This window comes from Nocardia sp. NPDC056611 (genome assembly GCF_042792755.1).
Taxonomy (GTDB): Bacteria; Actinomycetota; Actinomycetes; order Mycobacteriales; family Mycobacteriaceae; genus Nocardia.
In genome coordinates this window covers 175,517-187,651 of the sequence record NZ_JBHTVV010000004.1, presented here as the reverse complement: position 1 = coordinate 187,651, position 12,135 = coordinate 175,517, and the positions used below count along the sequence as shown (strand labels likewise).

The 12,135-nt window shown below is 67.8% G+C and carries 9 protein-coding genes, 1 tRNA gene and 1 pseudogene; 8 read left to right on the top strand and 3 right to left on the bottom strand.

Annotated elements, in window-relative coordinates; all coding sequences use genetic code 11:
* The first annotated feature begins 13 nt into the window (after positions 1-13).
* On the top strand, positions 14-376 hold the full coding sequence (locus ACFRAQ_RS22250) for a hypothetical protein (protein WP_379102544.1): 363 nt from the start codon (positions 14-16) through the stop codon (positions 374-376).
* Positions 377-515: 139 nt separating this feature from the next.
* Entirely contained in the window at positions 516-971 is a 456-nt protein-coding gene (locus ACFRAQ_RS22245; RefSeq protein ID WP_379102542.1) for a hypothetical protein, read from the top strand.
* 51 nt (positions 972-1,022) lie between these two features.
* On the opposite strand, the gene ACFRAQ_RS22240 is transcribed toward ACFRAQ_RS22245, so the two are convergent.
* Positions 1,023-1,093: transfer RNA gene (locus ACFRAQ_RS22240), tRNA-Gly, on the bottom strand.
* Positions 1,094-1,393: 300 nt separating this feature from the next.
* Here ACFRAQ_RS22240 and ctaD point away from each other — a divergent pair.
* The 3 genes from ctaD to ACFRAQ_RS22225 all read left to right on the top strand — a co-directional run bounded on the left by ctaD (position 1,394) and on the right by ACFRAQ_RS22225 (position 5,366).
* Positions 1,394-3,145 (top strand): cytochrome c oxidase subunit I, encoded by a 1,752-nt coding sequence (gene ctaD, locus ACFRAQ_RS22235; RefSeq protein ID WP_379102540.1) that lies wholly within the window; start codon positions 1,394-1,396, stop codon positions 3,143-3,145.
* A 15-nt stretch (positions 3,146-3,160) separates the two neighbouring features.
* Complete coding sequence (gene dcd, locus ACFRAQ_RS22230; protein WP_379102538.1) at positions 3,161-3,733, top strand: dCTP deaminase; 573 nt, start codon at positions 3,161-3,163, stop codon at positions 3,731-3,733.
* A gap of 205 nt (positions 3,734-3,938) precedes the next feature.
* Positions 3,939-5,366, top strand: coding sequence for an Hsp70 family protein (locus ACFRAQ_RS22225; RefSeq protein ID WP_379102535.1), 1,428 nt, complete (start codon positions 3,939-3,941; stop codon positions 5,364-5,366).
* Between the two features lie 137 nt (positions 5,367-5,503).
* Here ACFRAQ_RS22225 and ACFRAQ_RS22220 read toward each other — a convergent pair whose 3' ends face one another.
* Positions 5,504-5,953, bottom strand: a complete 450-nt coding sequence (locus tag ACFRAQ_RS22220; RefSeq protein ID WP_379102533.1) for a hypothetical protein — start codon at positions 5,951-5,953, stop codon at positions 5,504-5,506.
* Between the two features lie 256 nt (positions 5,954-6,209).
* Here ACFRAQ_RS22220 and ACFRAQ_RS22215 point away from each other — a divergent pair, with 256 nt between their 5' ends.
* From ACFRAQ_RS22215 to ACFRAQ_RS22205, 3 genes and pseudogenes are all read left to right on the top strand, one after another.
* A complete protein-coding gene (locus ACFRAQ_RS22215; protein WP_379102531.1) occupies positions 6,210-7,568 on the top strand; it encodes an XRE family transcriptional regulator in 1,359 nt (452 codons plus the stop codon).
* A gap of 76 nt (positions 7,569-7,644) precedes the next feature.
* On the top strand, positions 7,645-8,856 hold the full coding sequence (locus ACFRAQ_RS22210) for a pyridoxal phosphate-dependent aminotransferase (RefSeq protein WP_357094657.1): 1,212 nt from the start codon (positions 7,645-7,647) through the stop codon (positions 8,854-8,856).
* 430 nt (positions 8,857-9,286) lie between these two features.
* A pseudogene (locus tag ACFRAQ_RS22205) lies at positions 9,287-10,570 on the top strand (YibE/F family protein); the annotation flags it as partial.
* Positions 10,571-11,154: 584 nt separating this feature from the next.
* On the opposite strand, the gene ACFRAQ_RS22200 reads toward ACFRAQ_RS22205, so the two are convergent.
* A complete protein-coding gene (locus ACFRAQ_RS22200) occupies positions 11,155-11,976 on the bottom strand; it encodes a lytic polysaccharide monooxygenase (RefSeq protein ID WP_379102528.1) in 822 nt (273 codons plus the stop codon).
* Positions 11,977-12,135 lie beyond the last annotated feature (159 nt).

Below are 12,135 nucleotides of genomic sequence, written 5' to 3'. Positions count from 1 at the left end.
CTCCCATCGAATCATGAGAGTCGAGGCACCGGTGCGTCTTTCTCTGAGCGGCACAGGCCTGATGGCTGCCGCGCTTGTCGCCCTTCCCCTGCTGGCCGGCTGCGGCGGCGGCGACAAGCCCGCCGACGTCAGCCAGACGGACGTCTCCAAGGCGTTGCAGGACGGCGGCCTCAAGGACACCAAGCTCGCCGACTGCGCCGCCAAAGTCTATGTGGATCAGGGTATTTCGCAGGACGGCCTGCGCATCATGATCAAGAACGACGCCAAGTCGGCGGCCGCCACCGATCCGGAGTCGCTCGGCATGAGCAAAGAGGACGCGGAGAAGGCGCGCGCGGCCACCAACAAGATCGTGACCGACTGCCTCAAGCAGCAGTAGCGGGTGTCTCCCCGGCGGCTCCGGCCGCCAGGGGCCTTGGCGGCCTGCGGTTTCCGCGCCGCCCTTGTTAACTCTCCGGTGCCGGTGTGCAATTTCTGAATCGACCGGGATCGACCCGGCATCCGGGAGGGATCACATCATGCGGAAATCCGTCGTCGTGGTGGCGCTGCTCGCGCTGCCCCTACTGTCCGCCTGCGCCAACAGTCAGCAGGCGGCCACGCCCACGCCCGCGGGTGTGCCGACGTCCGTGGCGCCGACCAGCGGGTCCGGCCTGCCCACCACCCTCCCGTCCGGCCTGCCCACGCTCCCCTCCGGGGTGACCCTCCCGTCCTCGATCGCGGCGACGCCGGGCGCGCTCGGCGCGCTGACCGCCGCCGAGATCTCGAAAGCCTTGCAGGACAAGGGCAAACTCAACCAGCAGACCGCCGACTGCGTGGCCGGGATCTACATCCAGGAAGGCCTGTCGGACAGCGGCATCCAGAAGATCATCGAGAGCGCCAACGGCGCCAACCCCACCAAGGTGAACCTCGGCACCGAGGATCTGCTCAAGGCGGGCAAGGCCGGCAAGCGGATCGCCACCGAATGCACCAAGTAGGGCCCTGACATGCGACAAGCCCCGCCCGAATCGGGCGGGGCTTGTCGTCGGAGCCGGTGACGGGAATCGAACCCGCAATTCGACCTTGGGAAGGTAGCGTGTTGCCACTACACCACACCGGCACGGTCCTGCTTGCGCACGCGACTCTATCAGACCACTTCTCCGCCGGTGCAAATTCACGGGCCCGGGTCGCAGGGGTTTCGAGGCTGCGGTGTTGTGGGCGCCCAGCCCCCGCCTGTCGCCCGTGTCGGCGCGACGCGCCGAAGATCGCGTAGCTCTTTCGCCGAAGCACCGAGTTCCGTGCGCGGCCGGTCCTACACTGACCCGCAGGGTCGAAAACCCGTCCACCACTGGAAGTTTGGATGCGCTGAACGTTAGCTGGCGCTGGTTCGGTGCTCCTGCTCGGCGGTCGAGGAGGACGTATGACCGCGGTGCCCGCTCGTGAGGTTCCCGAGCTCGAACCCGTGCGGCCGTTTCCACGTCGGAAGAGCCCGCAGGGCTCATACCTGTGGAAGGCCATCACCACCACCGATCCCAAGATGCTCGGGAACATGTATCTGTTCACGGCCATGGCGTTCTTCCTGATCGGCGGCCTGATGGCGCTGCTGATGCGGGCGGAGCTGGCCCGGCCGGGCATGCAGTTCCTGACCCCGGAACAGTTCAATCAGCTGTTCACCATGCACGGCACCATCATGCTGCTGTTCTACGCGACCCCGATCGTGTTCGGCTTCGCCAACGCGGTGCTGCCGCTGCAGATCGGCGCGCCGGACGTGGCGTTCCCGCGGTTGAACGCGCTCAGCTACTGGCTGTACCTGTTCGGGGCGCTCATGGCCACCGCCGGATTCATCACCCCCGGCGGCGCGGCCGACTTCGGCTGGACCGCCTACACCCCGCTCAGCCTGGCCGAACACGCGCCGGGCATGGGCGCGGACCTGTGGATCATGGGCGTGGCGGTGTCCGGCGTCGGCACCATCCTGGGCGGCGTCAATATGGTCACCACGATCGTGTGCCTGCGCTGCCCGGGCATGACCATGTGGCGGATGCCCATCTTCACCTGGAACATCCTGGTCACCAGTGTGCTTGTGCTGCTGGCGTTTCCGATTCTGACCGCCGCGCTGATGGGGCTGGAGTTCGATCGGCACCTGGGCGGGCACGTCTTCGACTCGGCCAACGGCGGGGCCATCCTCTACCAGCATCTGTTCTGGTTCTTCGGGCATCCCGAGGTCTATATCGTGGCGCTGCCGTTCTTCGGGATCGTGACCGAGATCTTCCCGGTGTTCAGCCGCAAGCCGCTGTTCGGCTACACCACCCTGGTGTACGCGACGCTGGCCATCGGCGCGCTGTCGATCGCGGTGTGGGCGCACCACATGTACGCGACGGGATCGGTGCTGCTGCCGTTCTTCTCGTTCATGACGTTCCTGATCGCGGTGCCGACGGGGGTGAAGTTCTTCAACTGGATCGGCACCATGTGGCGCGGTCAGCTGACCTTCGAGACACCCATGCTGTTCTCGGTCGGCTTCCTGGTGACGTTCCTGTTCGGCGGGCTGTCGGGCGTCATCCTGGCCTCGCCGCCGCTGGACTTCCATGTGTCGGACTCGTATTTCGTTGTGGCGCACTTCCATTACGTGCTGTTCGGGACCATCGTGTTCGCCACCTTCGCGGGCATCTACTTCTGGTTCCCCAAGATGACCGGGCGGATGCTCGACGAACGGCTCGGCAAGCTGCACTTCTGGACCACGTTCCTCGGCTTCCACACCACCTTCCTGGTGCAGCACTGGCTGGGGAACGAGGGCATGCCGCGGCGCTACGCGGACTATCTGCCGAGCGACGGATTCACCACGCTCAACACCATTTCGACGGTCGGCTCGTTCATCCTCGGGTTCTCGATGGTCACGTTCGTCTGGAATGTCTTCAAGTCCTACCGCTACGGCGAACTGGCGACGGTGGACGACCCGTGGGGTTACGGCAACTCCCTGGAGTGGGCCACCACCTGCCCGCCGCCCCGGCACAACTTCTACGAGCTGCCCCGCATCCGCTCCGAGCGCCCCGCCTTCGAGCTGCACTACCCGCACATGGTGCCGCGCATGCGCGCGGAAGCCCATGCCACCTGGGGTCTGCGCAAGCCGAAGCAGGTCATCGAGGCCGGGCCAGTCGACTCGCCGACCGATCATTGACATACGCTCTTGCGCGTGCTGCTTAGTGATCGCGACATCCGCAAGGAAATCGCCAACGGTCGTCTCGGGCTCGATCCGTTCGACGAGAAGCTGGTGCAGCCGTCGAGCATCGATGTGCGGCTGGACAGCTTGTTCCGGGTGTTCAACAACACCCGCTACACCCATATCGACCCGGCGCAGCGGCAGGACGAGCTGACCTCGCTGGTCGAGCCCGCCGAAGGCGAGCCGTTCGTGCTGCACCCGGGTGAGTTCGTGCTCGGCTCCACGCTCGAGGTGTGCTCGCTGCCCGACGATCTGGCCGGGCGGCTGGAGGGCAAGTCCAGCCTGGGACGGCTCGGGCTGCTGACCCACTCGACCGCCGGGTTCATCGACCCGGGGTTCAGCGGGCACATCACCCTGGAACTGTCGAACGTCGCGAACCTGCCGATCACGCTGTGGCCGGGTATGAAGATCGGCCAGTTGTGCCTGTTCCGGCTCACCAGTCCGGCCGAGCACCCGTACGGCAGCGCCACCGTGGGCTCCAAGTACCAGGGGCAGCGCGGGCCGACGCCGTCGAAGGCCTACCTGAACTTCGGCGCCCGGCAGTGAGCCACGGACCCCGGCGCGCGTGAGTTGTATTACGGGGTAGCCGGTTCGGCCGGGCGTCCGGCGGAAATCGGCCGCTGCCTGGACAGTTGACCGTCATGGAATGGCGCTATTACGCCGTCCGCTGGGCGGGTTCGCCGGGTGTACGGATGGCCCGGCACGTCGTAAGGTGGCGACGACAGGTAGGTGTGAACGAGATGGGCTGGCGATGAGTTCGGTGCTGGGAGTGTCGGTGGGGGCGGGCGCGGTTCGCGTCGCACGTCCGTACACCGGTGAATCCGCCGAGCCCACCAGGAATTTCGCCGCCCCGCCCGCGCCCGGATACGGCCGGGCCCGTAGCGGATTCGACGGTCCCCCCGACGCGTTCGACGTGCAAGCCGTGCCGGTCGGCGAACGCCGGGTCGACGAGCTGGTCGCCGACGCGGTCGGAGCGGTGCTGGCCGCCGACTCCCGGATCAGCGCCACCGCCATCGCCTACCGCGACGAGAACCACGCGCGCGCCATCCGCGCCGAGCTGGCGCGGCGGCAGTTCACCAACTACGAGCTGGTGCCGGATGTGGTGGCGGCCCTGGAGTTCCTCGAATACTCCGGCGAGCTACGGCCCCACCTCCCTGGGCCGGGTTTCGGCACCGTCGCGCTCTACGACCTGGGTGCGTCCGGCCTGTCCGTGACGGTGGTCGACATCGGCACCCGCCAGGTCTGCTTCACCGAGCGCACCAGCGATATCAGCGGCGACTATCTGGACGCGCTCATCCGCGAACAGCAGATCGCCTCCGGGCGCATCGCCCATCCGCCGGATCACACCGGCCTCACCGCCCTGGACAAGCTGTGCCGCGAGGCCAAGGAACAGCTCTCCGGCAGCAGCGCGGTGGCTCTGCCCTCCACCGAAGGGCTGGTCCTGCTGTCGCAGGAGAACTTCGAGGCCCTCATCATGCTGGCCGTCGAATCCTCCGCGCGCATGACCCGCGATGTCATCCTGCGCTCCGAGCAGCCCGTGCAGGCCGTCGCCCTGCTCGGCGGCTGCGCCCAGATTCCGCTGGTGGCAAAGGTTCTGCGGCGCTGGCTGGGTGTCCCGGTGATCGTGCCCGCCGCGCCCGAGACCGTGGTGACCCGCGGCGCCGCCATGCTGGCCCGCCCGGTCATGCCACGCCCGGCCCCCGCCCCGTTCCCGGCCGCGCCGCGCGAGGAGGTCGCGCCGCGGCCCGCCGAGCCCGCCCCGGCCCGGCCGCTGGTTGCGGGTCCGGCCGACGGCCCGGGCCGCCGCCGCGAGGTCAGCCTCGCCGGTGTCGCCGTGGGCGCGCTGGTCGTGGTGGCCGCCATCGGCATCACCCTGGGCTGGGGAACCCAAGTGCTGAGCCACGATTCGCAGCGCCAGGACGCGGTGACCAGCTCGGTGCCGACCAGCACCACCCGCCCGAGCGAACCGGCCACCGTCGCCCCGAGCACCACCGACGCCACCAACGAGGCGCTGGCCGGGCCGCCGCAGCCGCAGAACACGACCACCACCACCGAGGCCCCCACCACCACGGTCGGCCCCAACACCATCACGCTCATCCCCGGCCTCCCACCGGTGATCGTGCCCACCCTGCCGCCGCTCTTCCAGCCGGCTCCCGCGCAACAGCAGCAAGCGCGCTGACGCACAGGTAGACCAACCCGCCCCGGAGCGCGGGCGGAGGGGCACATGCAACACCGAGTCCGCCCCCGTCGACTGCCAGGAGAGGGCGGACCCGGTGGTTCCGGCGCGAGGCGCGCCGGTGCGAGGAGAGGCTGCGTTCAATCCTCGCTTCCCGTTCCCACCGCCAGAGCTGTCGTGATGATCGCCGACAGGGGTGGGAGTTTGGAGTCTCGGGCGGGCGGGCGTACCCAGTGGCAGCCCTCGCGGGTCCAGCGGCCGAGGCCGGTGGGGAGCATGACCGCGCTGCCGACCGTCGGAATGCCGATGTCGAGGCGGTCCAGCACCTCCATGATCTGGGCACCGGGGCGCGAATCCGGTTCGGCCAGAAAGCTCCAGCGAATCTGGCGTGCCAGCATGGGGCCGTCGGCCCGGCGCTGTTGCAGTGCGCTGCGGACCTTTTCGGCTCGGGCGACCGGTAGGTGCACGACCGCGACCTGCGTGGTGACGGGGAGCATGACGAATCCGCCGCGTTCGATGACCGGCAGCCCGAACTCGTGCCGGTAGTAGGAGACCCAGTCGTCGACTGTTCTGAGCTTGTCCGCGTTCACTTCCCCGCCTCCTTCCCCTGGTCACCAGGGTCGCGCGCCGGAGCTGGATGGGAAAACGCCCGCACACTCGCCTTCCACTGCCTTTCCGCCGCCACTATTGCGGCTTCGTATAAAGCCTGGTACCAGCTAGGTTTCGGCTGTGGCCGCGGCCAGTTTCCGCTCGTACCCTGGAGTTCGGAGTTCGTTCGGAAGGGATGGCACCGTGGTACGGCACTGGTCAGGCAAAGAGGCCCGTGCCCTCCGTGATGCCAAACGCATGAGTATCCGGGAGTTCGCCGCCCACTTGGGCGTGCACGAGCGACTGGTCTCGAAGTGGGAGGCCGGGGGCGATCGGGTGCATCCCCGCCCCGTCAATCAGGCCGCCCTCGATACATCCCTTGCCAGGTCCGACGATGTGGTGCGGGCACGGTTCGCGGCCTTGATCGACCAGCCCTCGAGTGGCCCCGCCGTTCCCGGTTTCGATGTGCGCCAAGGCGGTTCCGAGCTGTGGAGCGGCATGCCGGCGCAGGCCAGTTATTCCAGCGACGCGGAACTGCTGGCACTCGTCGACACGGGTGCGATGAGAGGCGATGCGTTAGCGGCGATTTCGGAGAGGGACTTGATCATGGCGGCTGCCCATGAAGCCAGCGAGCACGCCGGCCGGGCCGAGGGCACCAATGTGGGTGCCACCCTGCTGGAACAGCTCGATGCCGATGTCACGCGCATCGCCAACGACTACGTACACATGCCTCCGGTGCCGATGATGGTGGAGATGTTGCGGGTCCGGCGGCGCGTGTACCGGTTGCTGGAAGGCCATCAGCGGCCGTCGGATACGGCGCATTTGTATCTGTTGGCGGGAACTTTGTCCGGTCTGCTGGCGAATGCCAGTACGGATCTGGGCTATTTCGACGCGGCCGGTGAACAGGCCAGGGCCGCATGGGCTTACGCCGAACTGTGCGAGCACAATCCGCTGCGCGCCTGGACCCGCGGCATGCAGGCGCTCATCGAGTACCGCTCCGAACGCCCGCGCCGCGCGGTGCTGCTGGCCCAGAGCGGCCAGCGCTACACCGAATCCGCGACCTCGAAGGTGCGGCTGCTGAACATCGAGGCCCGCATCTGGTCGCGGCTGGGCAGCGCCGCCGACACCGAACGCTGCATTCGCGCCGCCGACGAGGCCCGCGACGGCGATTCCAGCGACACCCTGCACGATGACGTCGGCGGCGTCTTCGGCTTCAACCAGCCCAAGAGCCACTATTACGCGGGCGCCACCTACATCCATCTGGGCCAGGCCGAACCCGCGCTGGACGCCACCCGCCGCGCCATCGACCTGTACGTGAACGGACCCACCGACAAGCGCTCCTACGGCGCGGAGTCGCTGGCCCGGGTCGACAACGCCGCCGCGCACCTGATCAACGGCAGCCTGGACGGCGCGGCCGCCGCCCTCGAACCGGTGCTCGAACTGGACGAGGACAAACGCATCGCCCAACTCGAGGAACGCCTGTCCGTCCTCCGCCGGCGCCTCGCCAGCCCGGAGTTCCGCGCCGCGGGCGAGGCACAGGATCTGGACGAGAGAATCGAGGAGTTCTGCGGCTCCACCGCCGCCCGCAGCGTGTTGCCGCCCGATACCTCGCGCTGAAAAAAGCTGGTTGCGGGCTAATGGCACCATTGACGGGGTGAGCCCTCAGAGTCACCCTTCGCATCGGTCCCCGCGCATGCTGGAGCAGTCCACCAAGCTCCAGAACGTTCTCTATGAGATCCGGGGGCCGGTACACGCGCATGCGGCGCGGCTGGAGGCCGAGGGGCATCGCATCCTCAAGCTGAACATCGGCAATCCCGCGCCGTTCGGGTTCGACGCGCCCGACGTGATCATGCGCGACATGATCGCGGCGCTGCCGTACGCGCAGGGCTACAGCGAGTCGAAGGGCATCCTGTCGGCGCGCCGGGCCATCTTCACCCGCTACGAGGTGGTGCCGGGCTTCCCGGAATTCGATGTGGACGACGTCTACCTGGGCAATGGCGTCTCCGAGCTGATCACCATCGTCATGCAGGCGCTGCTCGACAATGGCGACGAGGTGCTCATCCCCGCGCCGGACTACCCGCTGTGGACGGCGATGACCTCGCTGGCCGGCGGCACCCCGGTGCACTACCTGTGCGACGAGTCCAACGGCTGGCAGCCCGACATCGCCGACATGGAATCCAAGATCACCGACAAGACCAAGGCGATTGTCGTGATCAACCCGAACAACCCCACCGGGGCGGTGTACTCCGCCGAGGTGCTGCAGCAGGTGGTGGACCTGGCTCGCAAGCATCAGCTGCTGCTGCTGGCCGACGAGATCTACGACAAGATCCTCTACGACGACGCCAAGCATGTGTCGCTGGCCACGCTGGCCCCCGATCTGCTGTGCCTGACCTTCAACGGCCTGTCCAAGGCCTACCGGGTCGCGGGCTACCGCTCGGGCTGGCTGGTCATCACCGGTCCGAAGGATCACGCGGGCGGCTTCCTGGAGGGCATCGACCTGCTGGCCTCCACTCGCCTGTGTCCGAATGTGCCCGCGCAGCATGCCATTCAGGTGGCGCTGGGCGGACATCAGAGCATCGACGATCTGGTGCTGCCGGGCGGGCGGCTGCTGGAGCAGCGGGATGTGGCCTGGCAGAAGCTGAACACGATTCCGGGTGTGTCGTGTGTGAAGCCGGAGGGCGCGCTGTACGCGTTCCCGCGGCTGGACCCGGAAGTCCATGAGATCCACGACGATTCGAAGCTGGTGCTGGATCTGCTGCTGCAGGAGAAGATCCTGATGGTGCAGGGCACCGGCTTCAACTGGCCGCATCACGACCATCTGCGCATCGTGACGCTGCCGTGGGCGCGGGATCTGTCGGTCGCCATCGAACGATTCGGCAACTTCCTGTCCAGCTACCGCCAATAACTTCCGGGCGGAAATATCTACCGGTAGGGTTCATGGGGTATCCCGTGAGCCCTCTCGACCTGCGCCTATACGGTTTTGTCCCGGAGCGGACACCCTCCCTCGCGGGGTGTGGCGCAGGTGGGACTCTGGCTAAAACAAACCGCTGGTACGAAAAAGTTGGGTTTTTAGAGACTTAGCTAGCGCAAAGAACCGTCTTTTGTGTACAGTGGTCCTCGGCACTTCGAGTGCCCGGCCGGACCGCCTACCCCCCCTGGGCCGTCCGGCCCTGGTTAGTCGGCCTACCCCCCCTGGGCCGCTGACCCCGGGCGGCGGAGACATCCCCCTGCTCTCCGCCGCCCCCTAAAAAATTCTCGCGATCGCGACCGCCTCACCTGGCACAATGCCGAGACCTCTCAGCATGTCAAAAATGGTTTTCGTTTAGGCTCTCCGCGTGAGCGATCACCATCACCACCATCACGACCACTCGGGACCCATCGCGATCGGCGCCAACGCGGCCAAGGTCGTGATCGGACTGCTCGCGTTGATCGGCGTGGCGGTCGTGGCCGGGCTGATCTGGCTCTGGCCCAGCGCTCAGCACATCGACATCCCCCTGCCCATGCAGAACGGCGGCGGCGGTGCGGTGCAGACCGAGGCCGGCACCGTGATCAAGCAGGACATCGGACCCTGCGGCAGCCCCTCCAACGGCCGGGTCTTCAGCGACGAACCACAGGCCCCGCGCGCCAACGGCTACTCGTGCCAGCGCAGCATCGTCACCATCGACTCCGGACCCAGCCGGGGTGAGAAGACGCTCTTCGAGATCGCGCCCGGGCCCGGTCAACCCGATCTGCGCGCCGGCGACAAGATCCGCATCGTGCGCCAAGTGGATCCGAAGGCCGACAAGAACGCCGACCCCAGCCTGGTCACCACCTACTCGTTCGACGACTACGCGCGCGGACTGCCGCTGACCATCATCGGCATCGTGTTCGCCGTCGTCATCATCGCGGTCGCGCGGTGGCGCGGACTGCGGGCGCTGCTCGGACTCGTGGTCGCCTTCGGCGTCCTGGTGGTGTTCCTGCTGCCCGCGCTGCTGGACGGAAAACCCGCCATCCCAACGGCACTCGTCGCGGGCGCGGTGATCCTGTACGCGGTGCTGTATCTCGCGCACGGGGTGAATCTGCGTACCAGCTCGGCGCTGCTGGGCACGCTGTCGGCGATGGTGCTGGCGGCCGTATTGTCCTGGGCGGCACTGAAGATCACCCATCTGACCGGGTTCTCCGAAGAGCAGAACACCAATGTCGCCACCTATCTGCAGCATGTGAGCATCACCGGGCTGCTGCTCGCCGGGTTCATCATCGGCTCGCTGGGTGTGCTCAACGACGTCACGATCACCCAGGCGTCCGCGGCCTTCGAGCTGGCGGCGCTGGACGAGAAGTCCACGCGGCGCGGGATTTTCGCCGCGGCCATGCGGGTCGGGCGGGACCACATCGCCAGTACCGTCTACACCCTGGTGCTCGCCTACGCCGGTGGCGCGCTGCCGTTGCTGATGCTGTTCAGCGTGGCGGGGCGGTCCATGCGCGACGTGCTGACCGGCGACGCGGTGGGCATCGAGATCGCGCGCTCCGCGGTCGGCGGTATCGCGCTGGCACTGTCGGTGCCACTGACCACCGCCATCGCGGTGTTGCTGGCGCGACCGCCGGGTACGGCGCGCGCGGTCGCGGCCACGGGCGGCAATCGGCCTCGGAGTGGTGGGCCGCAACGGAATACGCCGCGGCGAACCGGTGGACCGGCGGGCGGCCCGCGCACCGGCGGACAGCCCACGGCGCGGCGCGGCGGCGATCCGAACGCACCGCGCTCGGGTTCGCAGTTCGTGGTGCGGCTCGGACCGGATACCGGCGACCCGCGCACCGGGCCGCAGCCGGCACCGCCCCAGGCCCCCGCCGAGTCCGGGGACGGGGATCCGACGGTACCGAGAACCAGTGTGGTGCAACCGGGTCCGACTCCGGTCGAGCCCGCGCCGCCGCCGCAGCAGTCGTGGTTCGAGGGCGGGGCGCCGCCCCAGGAGCCGCGGTACACCACGTCGTCCTGGTTCCATCCCGACGAGCCGTGGTCGGAACCGGGTGCGCGGAACCCGGGGCCGCCACCCGAACCACCGCGCGGCGGCCGGCATTCGCGGCCCGATTCCTGATCGAACGGGCTGCTGGGGCGAAAGATGGTGCGAGGGGCGTGTTTCCGAGGAAACACGCCCCTCTCCCGTTCCGCGAGTCGTCTCCGGGTTCGGATTCGGCGGTCACCGTACCCCTCACTCGCGACGCGGGGGTTCTAGAGCGCCTGCCAGAGGGCGGGCGCGGCGGTCGGCGTCCAGCCCGGGTCGTACACCGTGTGCGCCTGCAGGCAGCGGTAGCGCTTGCCGCTGTACGTGACGACGTCGCCCACCGCGTAGTGTTCGCCGACCGTCCACGCGCCCGCGCCCGGCTGCGCCGTGGTGGTGGCCGGGGGTTGATGGCTGTGGGTGGTGCTGGGCGGCGGCTGGTGACTGTGCGTGGTGGTCGGCGCTGTCGTGGTGGTGGCGGGGGGCGTCGTGGTGGCGGGAGGCTTTGTGGTGGTGGGTGTTCCGCCGCCACCACTCCCGATCTGGAGGTCGACGCAGGAGTAGAAGGCGTTGACGGTGTCGCCGATGTTCCAGACCGCCAGCAGTTTCTGGCGGCCGCTGTACTTGCTCAGGTCCACGGTGTGGCTGACGCCGTCCTGGGGTGGGGGGTTATTGCCGCCGTCGACGACCGCGACCCGGGTGCCGCCGATGAAGTACTCCCAGTTCAGCGTGCGGTGCAGGGCGGTGAACGTCCAGGTGAAAGTCACTGTGCTGCCGACGGATTGCACCTTCCACGGCTTGCTGTCGTCATCCAGTTCCGGGAAGCGGGAGTTGCCGCCGCTGCATTTGTCCGAGCCCTTGGGCGCTTCGACGCTCTGCGGCTCGTATTGGATGTCGCCGCAGGGCACCAGACCTTTCGCGCACTGGGCCTGGCGACTGAGCGGTGACGCCACGTAACCGTGGGCGCTCGCCGGGGCGGCGGGCAGGACAGCGACGAGCAGCGGTGCGATGCCGGCGGCCCCGAGGAGGGACAGACTTCTTCGAGCTATCAACGTGAAACCCCTAGAGAGAGTGGGGCAGCGGAGGCCGGCGTGCTGTCCCGTGACGGATCTGTGATGTGATCCAGACCACTTTGTAGCAAGAGCGTGCTCAAAAAGATATGACTCAGCAACGCTTTGGTCAAGCGTCCTATCTCAGATGACCGAATTATC